24 protein-coding genes are annotated in these 19491 nt (G+C 73.5%); 15 read left to right on the top strand and 9 right to left on the bottom strand.

Annotation, left to right across the window (positions count from 1 at the left end; genetic code table 11):
• Window positions 1–191 precede the first annotated feature (191 nt).
• Together FKD65_RS13560 and FKD65_RS13555 are read left to right on the top strand one after the other, a co-directional pair.
• Window positions 192–1553, top strand: coding sequence for an acetyl/propionyl/methylcrotonyl-CoA carboxylase subunit alpha (locus FKD65_RS13560; protein ID WP_141577844.1), 1362 nt, complete (start codon window positions 192–194; stop codon window positions 1551–1553).
• Window positions 1554–1588: 35 nt separating this feature from the next.
• On the top strand, window positions 1589–1768 hold the full coding sequence (locus FKD65_RS13555; protein WP_141577843.1) for a hypothetical protein: 180 nt from the start codon (window positions 1589–1591) through the stop codon (window positions 1766–1768).
• Here the strand turns inward: FKD65_RS13555 and FKD65_RS13550 are convergent.
• Both FKD65_RS13550 and FKD65_RS13545 read right to left on the bottom strand, forming a co-directional pair.
• Window positions 1765–2247 carry a GNAT family N-acetyltransferase gene (locus FKD65_RS13550; RefSeq protein ID WP_141577842.1) on the bottom strand — a complete coding sequence of 161 codons (483 nt, stop codon included), beginning with the start codon at window positions 2245–2247 and terminating at the stop codon, window positions 1765–1767. The genes FKD65_RS13555 and FKD65_RS13550 overlap by 4 nt on opposite strands.
• Window positions 2244–3020, bottom strand: coding sequence for a hypothetical protein (locus FKD65_RS13545; RefSeq protein ID WP_141577841.1), 777 nt, complete (start codon window positions 3018–3020; stop codon window positions 2244–2246). The genes FKD65_RS13550 and FKD65_RS13545 overlap by 4 nt, the downstream gene beginning before the upstream one ends.
• A 114-nt stretch (window positions 3021–3134) precedes the next feature.
• On the opposite strand from FKD65_RS13545, the gene bioD reads away from it, so the two are divergent.
• Both bioD and bioB read left to right on the top strand, forming a co-directional pair.
• Complete coding sequence (bioD, locus tag FKD65_RS13540) at window positions 3135–3866, top strand: dethiobiotin synthase (protein WP_141577840.1); 732 nt, start codon at window positions 3135–3137, stop codon at window positions 3864–3866.
• Complete coding sequence (gene bioB / locus FKD65_RS13535; RefSeq protein ID WP_141577839.1) at window positions 3863–4858, top strand: biotin synthase BioB; 996 nt, start codon at window positions 3863–3865, stop codon at window positions 4856–4858. The genes bioD and bioB overlap by 4 nt, the downstream gene beginning before the upstream one ends.
• A 13-nt stretch (window positions 4859–4871) precedes the next feature.
• On the opposite strand, the gene FKD65_RS13530 is transcribed toward bioB, so the two are convergent.
• Entirely contained in the window at window positions 4872–5675 is an 804-nt protein-coding gene (locus FKD65_RS13530; RefSeq protein ID WP_240810127.1) for a GntR family transcriptional regulator, read from the bottom strand.
• A 36-nt stretch (window positions 5676–5711) separates the two neighbouring features.
• Window positions 5712–6875, bottom strand: a complete 1164-nt coding sequence (locus FKD65_RS13525) for an 8-amino-7-oxononanoate synthase (RefSeq protein WP_141577838.1) — start codon at window positions 6873–6875, stop codon at window positions 5712–5714.
• Between the two features lie 77 nt (window positions 6876–6952).
• Between FKD65_RS13525 and FKD65_RS13520 the strand changes: the two genes are divergently transcribed.
• Window positions 6953–8617 (top strand): PAS domain-containing sensor histidine kinase, encoded by a 1665-nt coding sequence (locus FKD65_RS13520; RefSeq protein WP_141577837.1) that lies wholly within the window; start codon window positions 6953–6955, stop codon window positions 8615–8617.
• Window positions 8618–8814: 197 nt separating this feature from the next.
• Here FKD65_RS13520 and FKD65_RS13515 read toward each other — a convergent pair whose 3' ends face one another.
• Together FKD65_RS13515 and FKD65_RS13510 are read right to left on the bottom strand one after the other, a co-directional pair.
• The gene (locus tag FKD65_RS13515; RefSeq protein WP_141577836.1) at window positions 8815–9075 is read right to left on the bottom strand and encodes a WhiB family transcriptional regulator; all 261 of its coding nucleotides are present in this window, start codon (window positions 9073–9075) and stop codon (window positions 8815–8817) included.
• A 287-nt stretch (window positions 9076–9362) separates the two neighbouring features.
• The gene (locus tag FKD65_RS13510) at window positions 9363–10304 is read right to left on the bottom strand and encodes a diacylglycerol kinase family protein (RefSeq protein ID WP_205718653.1); all 942 of its coding nucleotides are present in this window, start codon (window positions 10302–10304) and stop codon (window positions 9363–9365) included.
• Between the two features lie 90 nt (window positions 10305–10394).
• On the opposite strand from FKD65_RS13510, the gene FKD65_RS13505 reads away from it, so the two are divergent.
• Entirely contained in the window at window positions 10395–10931 is a 537-nt protein-coding gene (locus tag FKD65_RS13505; RefSeq protein ID WP_205718652.1) for a hypothetical protein, read from the top strand.
• Between the two features lie 58 nt (window positions 10932–10989).
• Here FKD65_RS13505 and FKD65_RS13500 read toward each other — a convergent pair whose 3' ends face one another.
• Window positions 10990–11748, bottom strand: a complete 759-nt coding sequence (locus FKD65_RS13500; protein ID WP_141586803.1) for an RNA polymerase sigma factor SigF — start codon at window positions 11746–11748, stop codon at window positions 10990–10992.
• A 65-nt stretch (window positions 11749–11813) separates the two neighbouring features.
• On the bottom strand, window positions 11814–12242 hold the full coding sequence (locus FKD65_RS13495; protein ID WP_141577835.1) for an anti-sigma factor: 429 nt from the start codon (window positions 12240–12242) through the stop codon (window positions 11814–11816).
• A gap of 527 nt (window positions 12243–12769) precedes the next feature.
• Between FKD65_RS13495 and FKD65_RS13490 the strand changes: the two genes are divergently transcribed.
• The gene (locus FKD65_RS13490; protein WP_141577834.1) at window positions 12770–13240 is read left to right on the top strand and encodes a GNAT family N-acetyltransferase; all 471 of its coding nucleotides are present in this window, start codon (window positions 12770–12772) and stop codon (window positions 13238–13240) included.
• Between the two features lie 42 nt (window positions 13241–13282).
• On the top strand, window positions 13283–13633 hold the full coding sequence (locus FKD65_RS13485) for a hypothetical protein (RefSeq protein ID WP_141577833.1): 351 nt from the start codon (window positions 13283–13285) through the stop codon (window positions 13631–13633).
• Window positions 13634–13688: 55 nt separating this feature from the next.
• On the opposite strand, the gene sodN is transcribed toward FKD65_RS13485, so the two are convergent.
• Complete coding sequence (sodN, locus tag FKD65_RS13480; protein ID WP_205718651.1) at window positions 13689–14090, bottom strand: superoxide dismutase, Ni; 402 nt, start codon at window positions 14088–14090, stop codon at window positions 13689–13691.
• A gap of 183 nt (window positions 14091–14273) precedes the next feature.
• On the opposite strand from sodN, the gene sodX reads away from it, so the two are divergent.
• From sodX to FKD65_RS13445, 7 genes are all read left to right on the top strand, one after another.
• On the top strand, window positions 14274–14717 hold the full coding sequence (gene sodX / locus FKD65_RS13475) for a nickel-type superoxide dismutase maturation protease (RefSeq protein ID WP_141577831.1): 444 nt from the start codon (window positions 14274–14276) through the stop codon (window positions 14715–14717).
• Between the two features lie 52 nt (window positions 14718–14769).
• A complete protein-coding gene (locus FKD65_RS13470; RefSeq protein ID WP_141577830.1) occupies window positions 14770–15657 on the top strand; it encodes an ABC transporter ATP-binding protein in 888 nt (295 codons plus the stop codon).
• Window positions 15654–16673: an ABC transporter permease subunit gene (locus FKD65_RS13465; RefSeq protein WP_141577829.1), complete on the top strand. Its 1020-nt coding sequence runs from the start codon at window positions 15654–15656 to the stop codon at window positions 16671–16673. The genes FKD65_RS13470 and FKD65_RS13465 overlap by 4 nt, the downstream gene beginning before the upstream one ends.
• 91 nt (window positions 16674–16764) lie before the next feature.
• A complete protein-coding gene (locus tag FKD65_RS13460; RefSeq protein WP_205718650.1) occupies window positions 16765–17229 on the top strand; it encodes a hypothetical protein in 465 nt (154 codons plus the stop codon).
• A gap of 38 nt (window positions 17230–17267) precedes the next feature.
• A complete protein-coding gene (locus FKD65_RS13455; RefSeq protein ID WP_141577827.1) occupies window positions 17268–18422 on the top strand; it encodes a sensor histidine kinase in 1155 nt (384 codons plus the stop codon).
• On the top strand, window positions 18419–19075 hold the full coding sequence (locus FKD65_RS13450; RefSeq protein WP_141577826.1) for a response regulator transcription factor: 657 nt from the start codon (window positions 18419–18421) through the stop codon (window positions 19073–19075). The genes FKD65_RS13455 and FKD65_RS13450 overlap by 4 nt, the downstream gene beginning before the upstream one ends.
• Before the next feature lie 215 nt (window positions 19076–19290).
• A complete protein-coding gene (locus tag FKD65_RS13445; protein ID WP_141577825.1) occupies window positions 19291–19488 on the top strand; it encodes a hypothetical protein in 198 nt (65 codons plus the stop codon).
• Window positions 19489–19491 lie beyond the last annotated feature (3 nt).

The raw sequence follows: 19491 nt of genomic DNA, 5'->3' as shown, positions 1-19491 counted from the left end.
GGAACGGTGGGGACGGAGACCGGCGATTTCGCCGATCCCCTCGCCGACCCTCCCGCCGATGTGCGCCGCGCGGGTGTGGAGACCGCGAACCCGGGCATGTGGCCGAGGCCCGCACGCGGGACCGCCCGCCCCACTAGTCTCAGCCGGGGCGGGACGCCGGGTCCCGCCGTCCATGAGGAGGAGTCCGCAAGGTGTTCGAGTCGGTGCTCGTGGCGAACCGCGGCGAGATCGCCGGGCGGATCGTGCACACCGCCCGCGCGATGGGGCTCAAGGCCATCGCGGTGTACTCCGAGGCCGACGAGGGGCTGCCCTTCGTCGCCGAGGCGGACGAGGCCGTCCTGATCGGGCCCGCCGAGCCGGCGGGCAGCTACCTGAACGCCGCCGCGATCCTGGAGGCCGCCCAGCGGACCAACGCGCAGGCCGTCCACCCCGGCTGCGGGTTCCTCGCCGACGACGCCGCGTTCGCCCGCCGGGTCGCCGAGCACGACCTGGTCTGGGTCGGCGCGCCGCCGATGGCCATCGCCCGGACGGGCGACAAGATCAACTCCCGGAACCTGATGAAGGAGGCGGGCGTGCCCGTCGCCCCCGGCGCGTGGGAGCCCGTCCCCGACGCGGCCACGGCGGTCGAGGAGGCCGAGCGCATCGGCTACCCCGTCATGGTGAAGCCCGCCGCGGGCGGCGGCGGCATCGGCATGGCGGCGGTCCACGACGAGACGTCGCTGCGCAAGGCGTACGAGGAGGCCCGCGGCGCCGCCGAACGCGTCTTCGGCCGGGGCGACATCCTGCTGGAGCGGTACGTGGAGGGCGCCCGCCACGTCGAGGTGCAGATCCTCGGCCTCGCCGACGGCACGGTGATCGCGCTGGGCGAGCGCGACTGCTCTGTCCAGCGCCGCTACCAGAAGGTCGTGGAGGAGTCCCCGTCCCCGGGCGTCACCCCGGCGCTGCGCGAGCGGATGCTGGCCGCCGCCGTCAGCGCGGGCGATGCCGTCGGGCTCCGGGGCGCGGGCACCGTCGAGTTCATGGTCGACCCCGGCGCGCGGGAGTTCTACTTCCTGGAACTGGACACCCGCCTCCAGGTCGAGCACCTGGTCACCGAGATGGTCACCGGCATCGACCTCGTCGAGCAGCAGTTCAGGATCGCCGCCGGCGCGCCCGTCTCGTTCACCCCGGCCTCGACCACCGGCGCCGCACCGCGAGGGCACGCCATCGAGTTCGGCGTCCACGCCGAGGACCCGTGGCGCTTCATGCCCGGCACCGGCGAGATCACCGTGTGGGAGGAGCCCGTCGGCGACGGCATCCGCATCGACGCGGGGTACGCCGAGGGCAACACCGTCACCCGCCACTACGACCCGCTGCTGGCCAAGCTGTGCGTCCACGGCGACGACCGGGGCCACGCGCTGGCCCGCGCCCGCGCCGCCCTCGACGCGTTCCACATCGAGGGCCCCCCGACGAACCTGCCCTTCCTGCGCGAGCTGCTCGACCGTCCGGAGTTCGCGGACGGCACCTACGACACCGGGCTGGTCGCGCGCATGCGCCGCCCGCAGACCCCCTGAGCGCCCGCCCCCGGCGCCCGTCGTAGAGTGACGCCGTGTACTGCGACCGCTGCGGCGAGCCCGCCGAGGGCGACCACGCCTCCTGCCGGACCGCCCGCCGGATGGAACCGCCCCGCTACTGCGCCCACTGCCGCCGCCGCCTGATCGTCCAGGTGACCCCCACCGGCTGGACCGCCCACTGCTCCCAACACGGCCCCCTGCAACCCGCGTCCTAGAAGGCCAGGGCGTAGGTGAGCAGGGTCATGCCGGGGGCCGGGGCCCAGTCATGGTCGGGGGTGCGGGTGAAGCCCATTTTCTCGTACATGCGCTGGGCGGGCTCCATGTTGGGCTGCGTCGACAGGCGCAGGCCCGAGAGGCCGGACGCGCGGGCGCGGCCGACGCAGGCGCGGACCATGGCGGGGCCGGCGCCCCTGCCGCGGGCCTTCTCCAGGACGGCGAGCATGCGGATCTCGGCCTCGCCGGGTCCGGCCAGCTCCGCGTAGGGGCTGCCGGGCGGGCAGTACGCGACGGCGCCGGCGATCTCCCCGGCGTCCTCGGCGACGAGGAGCACGGCCTTCGCGGCCCGGTCGGCGGCGTCGCGCAGCTTCTTCACGTACGAGGACTCAGGGCTGACCAGGCCGCCGCGCACGTAGACCTCCACGGTCAGCTCGCCGACGAGGTCGTACTCGTCCGGGCGGGCCGTCCGCACGATCACCTGACGTCCCGGCAGGCCGACTCGTCGGGGAGGAGGGGGCGCAGGCGGACCGAGTAGGTCTGGCCGCCGCTGCGCCACGCGGTGTCGGGGCTCATGGCGGGGACCTTACCGGCCGGGGCCTCGGTGCAGACCGCCCCGCCCACCTCGACGCCCTTGCCGAGCGGTTCCAGCGGCCACGTCTTGACGGCGCCTCCGGCCGGTGGCCCGGCGAGCACGGCCGTCCTCTCCGGCTTGTACGGCCCGGGCTTCCCGGCCAGGTCGGACGCGGGCCAGGTCGCGGGGTCGAGCCGCTTCAGGAACCGCCCCTCCGGGCCCGCCTGCGCCTCGGGCCGGACGATCCGGGTCGTCGCGCCGTCCATGGTGACGGTGATCGTGAACGCGTCCGCGACGCCGTCGTCGGAGCCGACCGTGTGCGAGCGGGCGAGGCCTGCCGCGCGGGCGTCGCCCAGGAGGCGCCGCAGCGCCTCGGGCCTCAGGCGGTACTCGGTCGGCACGCCCTGGGCCGGGGCCACGGCGCGGCCCGAGGCGTAGAGGGAGAGGTCGGGGAGGCTTCCGGGGCCGCCGAGACCGGCGACGCCGCCGGTCTTGCGCCAGCGCAGGACGAGCTTCTCGCTCCCCGGGGTGCCGTTGACCGGGGACGAGGACGTGGAGGGCGCGGGGGAGGGCGCGGTGGTGCTGGAGCCGTCGCCGCAGGCGGCCAGGGCGGTGCAGGCGGTCAGGGCCGCGCACGCGAGTGCCGGCGCCCGGTGGGAGCGTGTGTACGGACCGGCCATGACGGTGGGACGCTCGGCGGCCCGCCCCGGTTCCGGCCGATACAAGAACTTCCGCCGGAAGTCTGTGGGGTCCGGCGACGGGCCGGATCCGTGCCCGCGCTAGTGTGCCGAACTGTGAGTGTGCTCGTAGTGACCGGGACCTGCACGGGCGTGGGAAAGACCGTCGTCACCGCGGCCCTGGCCGCGGTCGCCGCCGCCCGCGGCGCGTCGGTCGCCGTCGTCAAACCCGGCCAGACCGGCGTCGGCGCCGGGGAGCCCGGCGACCTCGACGAGGTCCGCCGCCTCGCCGGGATCGACGACGTGCACGAGTGCGCCCGGTTCCCCGACCCGCTGTCGCCCGCCGCCGCGGCCCGCCGCGCGGGGCTGCCGCCCGTGCGCATGCCGGACGTCGCCGAGCGCGTCCGCGACCTGGCCGCCGACCGGCGGCTCGTGCTGGTCGAGGGGGCGGGCGGGCTGCTCGTCCGCTTCGACGAGGAGGGCAGCACCATCGCCGACTTCGCGCGCTGGCTCGGCGCCGCCGTCGTGGTCGTCGCGCGGCCCGACCTCGGCACGCTCAACCACACCGCGCTCACCCTGGAGGCGATGGCGCACCGCGGGGTGCAGCTCGCCGGGGTGGTGATCGGCGCGTGGCCGGACGACCCCGACCTCGCCATGCGCAGCAACATCCGCGACCTGGAGACCATCGCGGCCCGTCCGCTGTCGGGCGCGCTGCCCGCCGGCGCCGGCGCCCTGGACCCGGCGGAGTTCCTCGTGGCCGCGCACCGCGGCCTGGCCCCCGCCTTCGGGGGCGGATTCGACGCCGCCGCCTTCCGCGCCGCCAACGGCCTCGACAAGGAGAACACGTGACGGACATCCTCGACACCGCCCGCCGCCAGGTACTGGACGAGGGCCAAGGCCTGTCCGCCGAGCAGGTCCTGGAGGTGCTGAACCTGCCGGACGACCGGCTCCAGGACCTGCTCGCGCTCGCCCACGACGTCCGGATGCGGTGGTGCGGGCCGGAGGTCGAGGTCGAGGGGATCATCTCGCTGAAGACCGGCGGCTGCCCGGAGGACTGCCACTTCTGCTCGCAGTCCGGCAAGTTCGAGTCGCCCGTCCGGTCGGTGTGGCTGAACATCCCCGAGCTGGTCGAGGCGGCGAAGGAGACCGCCGCGACCGGCGCCACCGAGTTCTGCATCGTGGCCGCCGTGCGCGGGCCGGACGAGCGGCTGATCTCGCAGGTCCGCGAGGGCGTCAAGGCCATCAACGACGCCGTCGAGATCAACATCGCGTGCTCGCTCGGCATGCTCACCCAGGAGCAGGTGGACGAGCTGGCCGCGATGGGCGTCCACCGCTACAACCACAACCTGGAGACGGCCCGCTCCCACTTCCCGAACGTGGTCACCACGCACTCGTGGGAGGAGCGCTGGGAGACCCTCCGCATGGTCAAGGAAGCCGGCATGGAGGTGTGCTGCGGCGGCATCGTCGGCATGGGGGAGAGCGCCGAGCAGCGCGCCGAGTTCGCCGGCCAGCTCGCGGAGCTGGAGCCCGACGAGGTCCCGCTGAACTTCCTCGCGCCGCGCCCCGGCACCCCGTTCGCCGACTACCCGCTGGTCGAGGGCACCGAGGCGCTGAAGACGATCGCCGCGTTCCGCCTGGCCCTGCCCCGCACCATCCTGCGCTACGCCGGCGGCCGGGAGCTGACCCTCGGCGACCTCGGCACCCGCGAGGGCATGCTCGGCGGCATCAACGCCGTCATCGTCGGCAACTACCTCACGACCCTGGGCCGTCCGGCCAGGCAGGACCTGGACCTGCTCACCGAGCTCCAGATGCCGATCAAGGCCCTCAGCAAGACGCTCTGAGGCGCGCGGCGGGTCAGCGGCGCAGGCGGGTGATGAACTTGTACCGGTCGCCCCGGTACAGGGACTGCGCCCACTCGACCGGCTGGCCCGTCGTGTCGAAGGCGTGGCGGGACAGCAGCAGCATCGGCAGGCCGACGTCCACGCCCAGGATCTGGGCGTCGTGCGGGGTGGCGAGGACGGTCTCGATCGTCTCCTCGGCCTCGGTCAGGTGGACGTCGTAGGCGGTGGCGAGCGTCTCGTACAGGGAGTGGTGGCGCGGCAGCTCGCGGCGCAGGCCGGGGAAGCGGCGGGCCGGCAGGTGGGAGGTGTCGATGGACATCGGCTCGCCGTCGGCCAGCCGGAGGCGGTGGATCCGCAGCACCCGGCCGCCGGGGCGGATGCAGAGGAGGTTGGCGAGCCGCTCGTCGGCGCTGACGTAGCCGGCCTCCAGGATGCGGGTCTCAGGGCGCAGGCCGTGGTGCCGCATGTCCTCGGTGTAGCTGACGAGCTGGAGCTCCTGGGCGACCTTCGGCTTGGCGACGAAGGTGCCCTTGCCCTGGATGCGCTGGAGGCGCCCCTCGACCACCAGCTCGGCGAGGGCCTGCCGGACGGTGGTGCGGGACGTCTCGTACTTCTCGGCGAGGGTCCGCTCGGGCGGCAGGGGGCTGCCCGCCGGAAGCGACTGGATCAGCTCGACCAGCAGCTCCTTGAGCTTGTAGTACTTGGGGATCCGGGGCGCCTGGTTCGGGTGGCGCTTACCGATGTCGCCGAGGGAGACCCGGTCGAAGCCGTGCTCGAACCCGCCCCCGTGCCGGGGCCCGCCCCTGACCTCCGTCACGGCATCTCCTCACGTTCATCACCGGTTTCCCCGATGTTATGGGTGAAGACTACGACCGGTAGAAGATGCGATTTCCGCCAGGGCCGCCCGCAATCGTGTGAGGTCCGACTCGTCCAGCGTGGCGCGTGCGGTGAGGCGCAGGCACGCGCGGCCCTTGGGGACCGAGGGCGGGCGGAAGCAGCCGACGCGGAGGCCGTGCTCAGCGCAGATCTCGGCGGCCCGCACCGCGGCGCGCGGCTCGCCGAGGAACACCGGGACCACGGCGGCCGCGGGCTCGGCCGTTTCCAGGCCGGAACCGGCCGCCAGGTTTGAGATCGCGAGCGCCCGTTCGCGGGCGCGGCCGGGCAGGCCGGGATCGGATCCGAGGACGTCCAGCGCGGCGAGGGCGGCGCCCACGGCAGGCGGGTTCAGGCCGGTGTCGAAGATGAACGACCTTCCGGTGTCGACCAGCGTGTCGATCACCTCCGGGGCGCCGAGGACCGCCCCGCCCTGCGACGCCAGGGACTTCGACAGCGTGAGGGTGAGGACCACGTCGGGCTCGCCCGCGAGTCCGGCGGCGTGCGCGGCGCCCCGGCCCCCGTCGCCGACGACGCCGAGCGCGTGCGCCTCGTCGATCACCAGCAGCGCGCCGTGCGCCCGGGCGGCGGCGTGCAGCGCGCCCAGCGGCGCGAGGTCGCCGTCCACGGAGAACACCGCGTCGGTGACGACGACGGCGTGGTCCTCCTCGCGCTCGGCGAGGGCCTGCTCGGCGGCGGCCGCGTCCCGGTGCGGGACGATCACGACGCGGGACCGCGACAGCCGGCACGCGTCCACGATGGAGGCGTGGTTGACCTGGTCGGACACCACGAGCGTGTCGGGCCCGGCGAGCGCGGTGACGGCGCCGAGGTTGGCGAGGAAGCCGGAGGAGAACACCAGCCCGGCGGCGCTGCCGGTGAACGCGGCGAGCCGCCGGTCCAGCTCGGCGTGCAGCTCCGTCGTCCCGGTGACCAGGCGCGAGCCGGTGGAGCCCGTGCCCCACTCCCGCGCCGCGGCGACGGCGCCCTCGACGAGGCGCGGGTCGCCGGACAGCCCGAGGTAGTCGTTGGAGGCCAGGTCGGTGAGCCCGCCCTGACGGGGGCGCAGCGATCGGCGCAGCCCGGCGGCGGCGCGCCGTCCGGCCGCGTCCCGGAGCCTCGCGAGGGGGTCTCGTACTGCGGTCATGCCGGGCATACTGCCAGGTGGCCCAGGGGGCGGGACCACCTGCCCCGGCACAGAAGACCATCGGCGATGATGGTCGTGTGCCTACCTTGACCGACCTGGTCCGCGATCACACCGACCTCACCGACACCGATCTGGAGTGGCTCCACGCGCTGGTCTCCGACTGGCAGCTCCTGGCCGACCTGTCGTTCGCGGACCTGCTGCTGTGGGTGCCGCTGCGGTCGGCGGAGGCGCTTCCCGCCGACGGGCCGTCCCGCGCGGGCCGGGGCAGGCCGGGCGCGCTCGACACCGGCGCGGCCGTCCCCGGCTGGGTCGCGATCGCGCAGATGCGGCCGACGACGGGGCCGACCGCCTACCCCGAGGACCTCGTCGGCAAGGTCGTCCGGACGGGACGGCGCGGGCTGATCGACGTGGCGTGGCGGGAGCGCCGGATCGTCCGCGAGGGCGACCCGGAGTGGGGGAGCGGCATCCCCGTCCGGGAGGAGTCGATCCCGGTGCGCCGCGGCGCCAAGATCCTCGGGGTGATCCAGCGCAGCACGAACCTGAGCTCGGCGCGGACCCCGTCCCGGCTGGAGCTGACCTACCTGCAGAGCGCCAGCGACCTCGCCACCATGATCTCCGAGGGCCGGTTCCCGGTGCCGGGCGAGGAGCCGAACATGGTCCGCTCGCCGCGCGTCGGCGACGGCCTGATGCGGCTGGACCGCTCCGGCAAGGTCACCTACGCCAGCCCGAACGCCCAGTCGGCCTACCGGCGGCTCGGCTACCCGACCGACCTGGTCGGCGAGGCGCTCGGGCAGGTCACCGCGGACCTGTGCGACACCGGCGAGCCGATGGAGGAGGCGCTGAGCGTCGTGCTGTCGGGCCGCGCGCCCCGCGAGGTCGAGGTCGAGTCACGCGGGTCGATCATGCAGCTGCGCACGATCCCGCTCGTCGTCGGCGGGACGCGGATCGGCGCCGTCGTGCTGTGCCGGGACGTGACCGAGCTGCGCTGGCGCGACCGGGAGCTGATGACCAAGGACGCCACCATCCGGGAGATCCACCACCGGGTGAAGAACAACCTGCAGACGGTCGCGGCGCTGCTGCGGCTCCAGGCGCGGCGGCTGCGGATCCCGGAGGGCCGGGCCGCGCTGGACGAGGCCGTCCGGCGCGTCGGGTCGATCGCGATCGTCCACGAGACGCTCTCGCACACCCCCGACGAGCTGATCGACTTCGACGACATCGCCGACCGGGTGATCACGATGGCGGGGGAGGTGTCCACCCCGGAGACCAAGGTCACGCCCAAGCGGACGGGCAGCTTCGGTGTCCTGCCCGCCGAGATCGCGACGCCGCTGGCGATGGCGCTCACCGAGCTCCTGCAGAACGCCCTGGAGCACGGCCTGGCGAACCGCTTCGGGACCCTGGAGGTCGTCGCGCACCGCTACGGGGAGGGCGAGGTCGCCCGCGACCAGGGCCGCGTCGCCCTCTGGGGCGAGTGGACCGCGCCCGGCGCGAACGAGCCCCGCGACGCCGGCGAGCCGGCCGAGCCCCCGCCCGGCCGCCGCCTCGTGACGGTCGTCGCGGACGACGGAGTCGGCCTGCCCCCCGACTTCGACATGGAGAGCAGCGACAGCCTCGGCCTCCAGATCGTCCGCACCCTCATCGTCGGCGAACTGGGCGGCCGCCTGGACTTCCGCCCAAGAGAAGGCGGAGGCACCGAAGTAGTAGTGGACATCCCCTTGGACCATCCCCACGGCCCGCGGGCTTGATTGCCCTTCTCTCCTCCGTCGGGCGCATCGCTCCGGCTCGCCTTGGCGGCTCGCTGCGCGATCAGATTCTCGCTTCGCTCGAATCCGCCTTCGGACGCGATCGCGTTCCTTCAGGTCTCCGATGGCTGAGGCGCCGGTTCCGCAAAGTGCAGTAGGTGCCTCAGGGCACCCGAACAGATTGGGTGGTTCGACTTCTGTTAGCGCCTGACGCTGAGGGGGCTGCGGTTGACACGCGCGCGGCGACGCAAGGCGCGGCGCTCGTCTTCGCCCATGCCGCCCCAGACGCCCGATTCCTGGCCGGACTCCAGGGCCCAGCGCAGGCAGGCGTCGCTGACGTCGCAGCGGCGGCATACCTGCTTGGCCTCCTCGATCTGCAGGATCGCGGGGCCGGTGTTGCCGATGGGGAAGAAGAGTTCGGGGTCCACGTCACGGCAGGCTGCGCGGTCGCGCCAGTCCATGCGGTCTCCTTCGTCGGGTGGTGGAGTGACTCCACGCTTGTGAACGGGTTCACATGTTGCGGACGTCCGGGATGGCGATGGCCAGGTCCAGGGGTCGTTGCTCGGCGGCGCCGCGAGCAGGTGACCGGCGGCGTTGGGGTCCCTGTCAGCAGGCGCACTTTGAGCGTTTCAGGAGGGTGCGGGCAGACGCAAGACCTTTGAGAAAGGATTCTCAAAGTATGGGTGTCGCATGTGTCACACCCATCGGTCGGGCGTGTTACGTGGCTCTCACATGTGGGCGGCGGGGTTTAAATGACGATGCGTATCGCCTTCGGGACGGAGCGGAACGTGACCTCCCGCTGCTCCCCGAGGTAGTCGCCGTCCAACTGGAACGCCACGGGGCGGTCGGCGCGCACCGTGACCTCTCCCTCGTCATGCAGGTTGAGGACGTGGCGCCCCTGAACGGGATGGGCGCGCTTGCTCAGCATCTGCGCCAGCGCCCCGAGCGTCGGGGCCAGTTCCAGGGAACGCATCCCGAACACGTCCAGACCGCGCGCGAAGTTCGCCTTCGGACTCGGATTCATCGGCAGCCTGCCCATGAAAGTCCACGGGGACGTATTGGAGATGAACGCCAGGAACAGCCCCGATTTCGGCGGGCGTCCGGGCCTCTCCAAAGTGAGCGCCGGATGGCGCCGATCGGTGCCGGCGAAGAAATGCCGTATCGCGGTCCGCGCGTACAGCGACGGGTCGGCCCGGAAGCCGGCCGCGCGCCGCCGCTCCACCTCGCGGACGACCTCCGCGTCCAGCCCGACCCCCGCGCAGAAGGTGAAGTAGCGCTCGGGGGCGCCGGGATGGCTCGCCGTGCCGAGGCCCACCGTGCGGTGCCGGCCCGCACGCAGCGCCTCCAGGACCGACCGCGTGGCCCCGATCGGGTCGTTCGGCAGGCCGAGGGCGCGGGCGAAAACGTTCGCGCTCCCGCACGGCAGCACCGCGAGCGCGGGCAGGTCGGGGGACGGGCCGTCCGCGAGCACGCCGTTCACGGCCTCGTTCACCGTGCCGTCCCCGCCCAGGGCGATCACGACGTCGTAGCCCTCGACGGCCGCCTGCCGGGCCAGCTCGGTCGCGTGGCCGCGGTGGCCCGTCTCGGCGAGGACGAGGTCGAGGTCACCGGAGAAGGCCCGCACGAGGATGCCGCGGGCCCGCCGGGAGGTGGAGGTCGCCTTGGGGTTGGCGATCAGCATGGCGCGCACGGCGTCAGGGTACCGATCGCTTACGGATGCGTTCACCCGCGGTTTCCCCCGGGGACGAGCCGCGGCACGGGGCGAGTAGGGTTTCGGGGTGTGACCAAGCGTCCCTTCACCGTGCAGGCCGCCGCCGCTCTCGAGGCCGTGGAGGGCGCCGCCGCCGTCGGGTTCGGCGTCTTCACCGGAGTCGAGACCGCCGCGGGCGCCGCCGTCGACCCGGCCAGCGGGATCGGGGTCACCGTCCTCGCCCTCGCCGGCGGCCTCGGCATGCTGGGCTGCGCCCGCGGGCTGCTGCTCGCCGCCCAGTGGAGCCGCGCCCCCGCCGTGCTGACCCAGCTGTTCGCCCTGCCGATCACCTGGTCGCTGTGGCAGAGCGACCGCCTCGAGATCGCCGTCCCGCTGGGCGTGGTCGCGGTCCTCGCGCTGATCGCCGTCCTCAGCCCGCCGAGCACCGCCTGGCTCATCGAGGACCACGACGAGGACGAGGAGCGGCCGGGGGACGACGGGGAACCGCGCGAGGACCCCGGACCCGCGAAGACGACCGGCTCCCCGCACGCGGGCGAGCCGCGCTCCCTCGGGCAGCGCCTCAAGGACCGCCTCAAGGAGCAGCCCACCAAGAACACCCCGAGCTGAGCCGACGCCGAAAGGGCCCTGAGGAACCGTCCTCGGGGCCCTTTCGGCTGTTCACCCGCTACTCGTCCGCGGTCAGACCGTCGCGGAGCTGCGCGAGGGTCCGGGCCAGCAGCCGGGACACGTGCATCTGGGAGATCCCGAGCTCCGCCGCGATCTGCGACTGCGTCATGTTGCCGAAGAAGCGCAGCAGCAGGATCTTCTTCTCGCGGGCCGGGAGCTTCTCCAGCAGCGGCTTGAGGGACTCGCGGTACTCCACGCCCTCCAGCGACTCGTCCACCATGCCGAGCGAGTCGGCCACCGCGGGGGCGTCCTCGTCGCCGGAGTCGGGGGCGTCCAGGGAGACCGTCGAGTAGGCGTTCGCCGACTCCAGGCCCTCCAGCACCTCCTCCTCGCTCATCTGCAGGTGGGCGGCCAGCTCGCTGACGGTCGGGGCGCGGCCCTCCCGCTGGGCGAGATCGCTGATCGCCTTCGTCAGCGACAGCTTCAGCTCCTGGAGCCGCCGCGGCACGCGGACCGCCCAGCCCTTGTCGCGGAAGTGCCGCTTGATCTCACCGACGATCGTCGGGGTGGCGTAGGTGGAGAACTCCACCCCGCGTTCCAGGTCGAACCGGTCGATCGACTTGATCAGCCCGATCGTGGCGACCTGGATCAGATCGTCCAGCCACTCGCCGCGGTTGCGGAAGCGGCGGGCGAGATACTCCACCAGCGGCAGGTGCAGCTCCACGAGCTGGTCGCGGATGCGCTGGCGCTCCGGGTCGCCCTCCGGCAGCTGGGCGAGGCGCTCGAACAGCGCCCGCGCCCTGGCGCGGTCGGGCACGGCGCTCTCCGACCGCTCGGTCGCCGCACCGGCGACCGCGGTCTGCTCCGTCGTCGTCTTCTCCGTCACGGGGCCCCCGCCGCACCGCGCCGCTTCTGCAGCGTCACGATGACACGGTCGTCGGCGCCCACCCTGGCGTCGACCTCGCCCGCCAGGGACGACAGCACCGTCCAGGCGAACGTGTCGCGGTTCGGCTCCTCGCCGTCCACCGTGAGGACCGACACGGAGATGCGCATGGCGTCCCCCGTCAGCTCGAACTCGCACGTCAGGTCGGTGCCGGGCACCGCCTGGGCGAGCAGCATCGCGCACGCCTCGTCTACGGCGATGCGCAGGTCTTCTATCTCGTCCAGCGTGAAGTCCAACCTGGCCGCCAGGCCCGCGGTGGCGGTCCGCAGCACGGACAGGTAGGCACTCGCGGCAGGCAGCTTCACCGTGACCACGTCACGGACGGACAACTTCGTACTGGCCGGCATTGCAGCGGTTTCCTCGGTCACGTCACTCCCTCGCAGGATGGTCCCGCTGACATCGAAACTACCGCCTGTGAGCCGTGCTGCGAGACTTCGGCGCGCTGTGTTTATTTGCGTTGCGTTGGTCGGGGCGCCTGGGGGCGCCCCGACCAACGCAACGCGGGCGATCGCTGGCATCGCTCCGGCTCGCCTTGGCGGCTCGCTTCGCGATCAGATTCTTGCTTCGCTCGAATCTGCCTTCGGACGCGATCGCGGTGCTTGAGGCCGGCGCGTGGTTGCTGAGGTGGCGGGCGATGTGTGCGGAGCGGGGGGTGCGGTCGGCGCGGGTGTTACGGGGGTCTACAGCGGCTTGTGGGGGGTGCTGGGGCGCTTCGGCTCGCCTTGCGGCTCGCTTCGCGGGGTGGCCCTCGCTTCGCTCGTGCCGCGCTTGGGGAGGTGGTACGGGTTTGTGGGGGTGCGGGGCGCTTCGGCTCGCCTTGCGGCTCGCTTCGCGGGTGGCCCTCGCTTCGCTCGTGCCGCGCTTGGTGGGGGTGCGGCTCTAATAGCCTGTTCTTGTGATTCGTTACGCGACATCCGCTGACGTTCCGGACATCTTGCGGCTGGTCCGTGAGTTGGCGGAGTACGAGCGGGCCCTGCATGAGGTGAAGGCGACCGAGGAGCAGCTGCGGGAGCGGTTGTTCGGCGACGATCCCAAGGCCTTTGCCCATGTCGTCGAGCACGAGGGCCGGGTCGTCGGGTTCGCCGTGTGGTTTCTGACGTTCTCCACGTGGAACGGCACGCACGGGATCTACCTGGAGGACCTGTTCGTCGAGCCGGAGTACCGCGGGCACGGCTACGGGAAGACGCTCCTCACCGAGCTGGCCCGCATCGCCGACGAGCGCGGGTACGGGCGCGTCGAATGGGCCGTCCTGAACTGGAACGAGCCGGCGATCGGGTTCTACGAGGCCCTCGGCGCGCGGCCCCAGGACGAGTGGGCGGTCTACCGCCTCACCGGCGACGCCCTCACCCGGGCCGCGCGCGGCTGAGGGGTTGCGTCCGGTACCGGGGTACGGACTTACCTTCGGGTCATGGAACTTCAGCAGGTACCGGACGACCAGGGATGGGCGCCGCAGGCGTGCACGCTGCCGACGGCCGAGCGGCCGCTGCGGGTGGCCGAGTTCGACGCGTTCTTCGCCGAGGCGGTGACCGCGGTGCGGTCCGCGGGGGCGGGGCGGGCGCGGATGGAGCTGCGGCCGGAGCCTCGGGTGGCGGCGCGTGCCGCGGGGCTCGCCGCGCGGGAGACGGGGTGCTGCTCGTTCTTCACCTTCACCGTGACCGCCGGCGGTGGCGCGCTGGCCCTGGAGATCAGCGTCGACGACCGCCACACCGAGGTGCTGGACGCCCTGACCGCCCGCGCCGCCCGGCTGATCGGCCCCTGACATGCCGCGAGGGCCGTCCGGAGGCGGACGGCCCTCGCTGGTGACCTGGAGGCGGTCAGGCCTGCTTGGTCTCCCAGAAGATCTTGTCGATCTCGGCGATCTTCGCGAGCAGGTCGTCGGCCGCCTTCGCGTCCATGCCGCCCTTGGTGCCTGCGGCACCGGCGAGCTTGGTGGCCTCGTTGAACAGCTGGTGCAGCTGCGGGTACTTCTCGAAGTGCGGCGGCTTGAAGTAGTCGGTCCACAGCACCCACAGGTGCTCCTTGACCAGCTGCGAGCGCTGCTCCTTGATCAGGATCGCCCGGGCGCGGAACTCCGGGTCCTCGTTGGCGGCGTACTTCTCGATGATCGCCTTCACGGACTCGGCCTCGATCCGGGCCTGCGCCGGGTCGTAGACGCCGCACGGCAGGTCGCAGTGCGCAGACACCGTGGTCTTCGGGCGCAGAAGCTTGAGCAACACCTGCGATTCCCTTCCCTCGTTGCGGATCATGCTCAGGTCACCGACATTACCCTTGTGGCCCAGGCCCCGTCCGGGCAGGGCGCTCGGTAATTCGGCCTAAGACCCGGGCCGCTGCGGCCCGGAACCTCTCCAGCAGTGTTGTGACCGCCGCCCACCGAAGTATGCGGGCCGACGAGGAGGAGCATGCGGATCCGGACCCCCCGCCGCCGGACGCCGTGGGCCCTCGCCTGCGCGGCGGCGCTGGCGCTGGCCGCGGCGCGCAGGCTGGCCACCGTGGAGGTCACCGGCGACTCGATGCTCCCGGGCCTGCGCCCGGGGGACTGGCTCGTCGTCCGCACCGGGGCGCGCCCCGCCCCCGGCGACGTGGTCGTGGCCGAGCACCCCGAGCGGCCCGGGCTGCTCATCGTCAAACGCGTCTCGCACCGCTCCGGGGACGGGTGGTGGCTGGAGAGCGACAACCAGCGCGCCCGAGGCCGCCGCGACAGCTGGGACTTCGGCGCCGTCCCGGACCCCCTCCTGAAGGGCCGCGTCATGGCCCGCTACTGGCCCCGCCCCCGCCTGCTCCTGGCGCGGCGACCCCGTCCCCCGCGGTCGAACCGGCCGAAAGTACGACCGCCGAGGGCGTGAACCGTCCTTTGGGCCGGTGATCCGAGGCGGCGGCGCCGCCGACGATGCCGTCATGCCACTTGAAGATCCGGTCCCGATGCTGCACGCCGAGGGACTGACGAAGAGGTACGGGCGCAAAGAGGCGCTGAGCGACGTCGATCTGCGGGTTCCGGCCGGTCGCGTCGTCGGCCTGGTGGGTCCGAACGGGGCCGGCAAGTCGACGCTGCTGAATCTGGCCTGCGGGCTGTTGGAGCCGACGTCGGGCTCGCTGCGCGTCCTCGGGTCCCGGCCCGCGGCGAGCGCCGCGCACCTGGCCAGGGTCGGGTTCGTGGCGCAGAACACTCCGGTGTACCCGTCGTTCAGCGTGGCCGACCACCTGCGCATGGGGGCGCGCCTGAACCCGTCCTGGGACCAGGGGCTGGCCGAACGGCGCATCGGGCAGGTCGGGCTGAACCCGCGGCAGAAGGCGGGGCGGCTGTCGGGCGGTCAGCGCGCGCAGCTGGCGCTGACCGTCGCCGCCGCCAAGCGGCCCGAACTGCTGATCTTCGACGAGCCCGCCGCCGCGCTGGACCCCCTGGCGCGCCAGGGGTTCCTGGCGAACCTGATGGAGTTCGTCGCGGAGCTCGGCGCCGGTGCCGTGCTGTCGTCGCACCTGCTCGGCGACATCGAGCAGGTCTGCGACTTCCTCATCGTGCTGTGCGACTCGCGGGTCCAGGTGGCCGGCGACGTCCGGGAACTGCTGGCCGGCCATCGCAGGCTGATCGCGCCCGGCGGCGTCGGCCCGCTGCCCGCGGGTGTCGAGGTCGTCCGGGTGGAGCCCGGCGGCGCGGTGGTGCGCACCGGCCTCCCGCCGTCGGAGCTCGCGCATCGGACCGAGCCCGTCGGGCTCGAAGAGCTGGTGCTCGCGTACATGTCGCGGGCGGGCGCCCCCGCCGCCCGGGAACGGGAGGGGGCGCGATGATCTGGTTGAACTGGCGGCAGTTCCGCGTCCAGGCGATCGCCGGTGCGGCCGTGCTCGCCCTGGTCGCCGCCTACCTGCTGCACCTGGGCATGGACATCCGGGACGCGCACGACGCCTACCGGTCGCGGTGCGCCGACGCCGCCGGCTGCGCACAGGCCGCCGCCCAGTTCCAGGGCGCCTACCGGAACACGCTGCTGTTCCTTGCCGCCGGGCTCCAGCTGGTCGCCGTCGTCATCGGCGCGTTCTGGGGGGCACCGCTGATCGCCAGGGAGCTGGAACTCGGCACCCACCGGCTGGTCTGGAACCAGAGCGTGACGCGGCGCCGCTGGCTGATCGGCAGGATGGCGTTCGTCGGCCTGGCCGCGGTGATCGTGACGGGGGCGGCCGCCCTGCTGCTCACCTGGGCCGCCGCACCCTACGACGAGGTCGCCGGCGACCGGTTCGGGACGATCGAGTTCGGCGCCCGCAACATCGCCCCGGTCGGCTACGCGCTCCTCTCCTTCGCCCTCGGCACCACCGTCGGCCTGTTCGTCCGCCGGACGCTCCCGGCGATGGCCGTCACGGGCGCCGTCTTCCTGGCCGTCCAGTTCGCGGTGCCGAACCTGGTGCGTCCGCACCTCATGCCGTCCGAGAGGACGGCCCTGCCGATGACCGCGCAGGCCATCAACGAGGCCAGGAGCCTGGGCAGCATCACCGGCGCGCCCGTCGTCGGCGGCCTGCGGGTGCCCGGGGCCCCGGACGCGTGGATCAGCGAGACCAGCCCGCTGCGCACCCGTGACGGGCGGACGCTCAGCGGGAGCAGGTTCAACGGGTGTCTCGACTCCCCGCCGAAGACCGGCGCCGGCGGCACGTTCGGCGACGCGGCCGTGTGCCTGGCTGCGCTCGACCTGCACGTCGACGTCGAGTACCAGCCCAGCGCCCGCTACTGGGCCTTCCAGTTGGCCGAGACCGGGTTGTACCTGCTGGCCGGCGCGCTCCTCACGGCGGTCGCTCTGCGGCGCGTCCGCCGCGCGTGAAGCCACCGGTCCCGACAGCGAAACCAGGTGTCCCATGTCGCTTGCGAACGATCATCAAGAGGGTGCCGGCGGACGACCGGAGAAACCGGACGTGCTGGCCAACGCGGGGCTGGCCGTGGTGTCCGCCCTGGGCATCGCCTTCACGGCGTACATGCTCATCCGCAGCTGGGGCGGCGCCTACTGGCTCTACAGCACCGCCGTCGCGGTGGTGATGTGCGGTCTGGCGCTGGTGCGCGGACGGCGAAGGGCGTGGCCCCCGGTCGCGGGCCTGGCCGTGGCGGCCGGTGCGGTGGGGACGTCCCTGGCGGCGGACCTGCCGCGGGAGCCCTCGCCCGTGACGGCCCTGGCCCTCGCCGTGCTCGTCGGCTCCTCGGTCAGGTCGCTGCCGGTGCCTTCGGCGGTCGCCGTCGCCGCGGGCGGCGCCGCGGTGACCGCCCTCGGCTGGTCCGCCGGGCCCACCGCCCCGATCACCTTGGCCGCACTGCTGGTGGCCGGGGGGCTCGTCGCGGGGGTGCTGCTCCGCGCGGCCGACCTCGTCCGGCGGCCCCGGTGGTAACGGAGCGGCGCGCCCGGGGCACGGATAGCCTCGTCGGCGTGACCGATCCGCGCAGCCGGGGCCGGGGCGCCGCCGTGGCCGGGTCGGCCCTCGTGTTCCTCGCGGCGATCATCGTGCAGGCCGCCGCCATCGCGCAGAGCTGGGGCTCCTGGTACTGGGTGCCGGGCAGCGCCACCGCGGCGGTGGTGTGCGTCCCGGCGCTGCTGGGGCTGCGCCGGCCGCTCTGGCCGGCGGTCGCCGGGTTCGGCCTCGCGGCGGCGGCGATCGCCGGCGCCCGCGTCGCGGGGCCCGACCTTCCCGCCGAGCCCAGCCCGGCGATGACCCTGGGGCTGGGCGTGCTGACCGGGTCCGCGCTCCGGGTCCTCGCGCCGGTGCCGGCCGCCGCCGTCACGGCCGCCGGACCGGTGGTGATCATCGCCGGCCAGGTCGCCGCCGGACCGCCGTCCGGCGGCCTCGCGGCGCTGACGGCGCTGGACGGCCTGGTCTGGCTGGCCGCCGTCGCCGTGGGGCTCTCGCTGCGGCTCCTGGACGCGCGGGCGCGAGGGGCGGCCGAGCGGGTCCGCCGGGACGAGCGGCTGGAGCTGGCCCGGGAGCTGCACGACGTCGTGGCGCACCACATCACGGGCATGGTGCTCCAGGCGCAGGGCGCCCAGGTGGTCGCGCGCCGGAACCCCGAGCAGGTGAGCGAGTACCTAGGCGAGATGGAGGCGGCGGGCACCGACGCCCTGGCGGCGATGCGGCGGGTCGTCGGCCTGCTGCGCGACGCCGACGACGCGGCCCCGGCGTCGCCGGGGCCGGAGCACCTCGGCGCGCTGGTGGAGCGCTTCCGCCGGCAGGGCCCCGATGTGCGGCTGAACATGCCGGACGGGGCGGCGTCCGCGCAGTGGCCGCCGGAGGTGACCACCACCGTCTACCGCGTCGCCAGGGAGGCGCTGACGAACGTGCTGCGGCACGCGCCCGGGGCCCGGTCCGTCACGGTCACCGTCGAACATGCCCCGGGAGGCGTCACCGTCGAGGTCGCCGACGACGCCCCGGCGGGCTCGTCCCGGCACCCCCATCGCGGCGGTTACGGACTGGTCGGCATGCGCGAACGCGTCGAGTCGCTCGGCGGTTCGCTGCGCGCCGGACCGCGGCCCGGCGGCGGCTGGTCCGTGCAGGCGGACCTGCCCGTCCCGGCGGGGGAGCCGAAGTGACGATCTCGGTCCTGATCGCCGACGACCAGGCGATGGTCCGCCGGGGGCTGCGGCTGATCCTCGAGGACCAGCCCGACATCGGCGTCGTCGGGGAGGCGGCCGACGGGGCCGAGGCGGTCGGCCTGGCGCGGCGGCTGCGCCCCGACGTGTGCCTGGTGGACATCAGGATGCCCCGGCTGGACGGCATCGCGGTGACCCGCGCCCTGGCCGGCCCGCGGGTGCCCGACCCGTTGCGGGTCGTCGTGGTCACCACCTTCGACCTGGACGAGTACGTGTACGGGGCGCTGCGCGGCGGTGCGGTCGGATTCGTCCTCAAGGACGCCGGGCCCGCGCTGCTCGTGGAGGCGGTCCGTGCCGCCCACAACGGCGAGGCGCTGGTCTCGCCCGCCGTCACCGTCCGGCTGCTGCGGCACCTGGCGGCCGCTTCGGCCCCGCCCCGCGCCGCGCCGCCCCCGCCCCTGTCGGACCGCGAACTCGAAGTCGTCCGGGCCCTGGCGCATGGCCGTACCAACCAGGAGATCGCCGCCGAACTGTTCATCTCGCTCAGCACCGTCAAGAGCCACCTGTCGGGCATCCAGGGCAAACTGGGGGTGCGCAACCGGGTCGGAATCGTCACCTGGGCCTGGGAGAACCACCACGTCAAACCCCCCTGACTCGCCCCCCTGCCTCGGCGCCGCGCCGCGGACGGCTGCGCCGCCGTGCCGTTGAGCGGGCGGGGTCGAGCGGCGGCTCACCGCGCAGACCCGCCGGATAGACCGCGAAATGCGTTTTCGGGACCAGCCTCGTGGGACGAAACCTCGGTGTGAGCAGGGGGAGGCACCCGTATGCTGGGACTAATGGCCGGCTCCCGTCCCTGGTGGAGGTCCTGATGAGTACCCCCGCACCTGACGACTTCAGGCAACCTACGGCGCGGCCACGCCTGTCGGTCGAGGATCTGCTGGCGGCGAAGAACACCCAACCGATCCGTTCCTTGGACGATCTCGCCGCTGAAACATTCGAGTCGGAAGAGGAACTGGAGGAGTTCCTCGCCTTCACGTACGCCGAGCGCCACCGAGACATCGCCTGAGAC

The organism is Actinomadura sp. WMMA1423 (assembly GCF_006547145.1).
GTDB lineage: Bacteria > Actinomycetota > Actinomycetes > Streptosporangiales > Streptosporangiaceae > Spirillospora.
The sequence above is the reverse complement of the archived record's forward strand: the minus strand, read 5'-3'. Positions and strand labels throughout refer to the sequence as shown.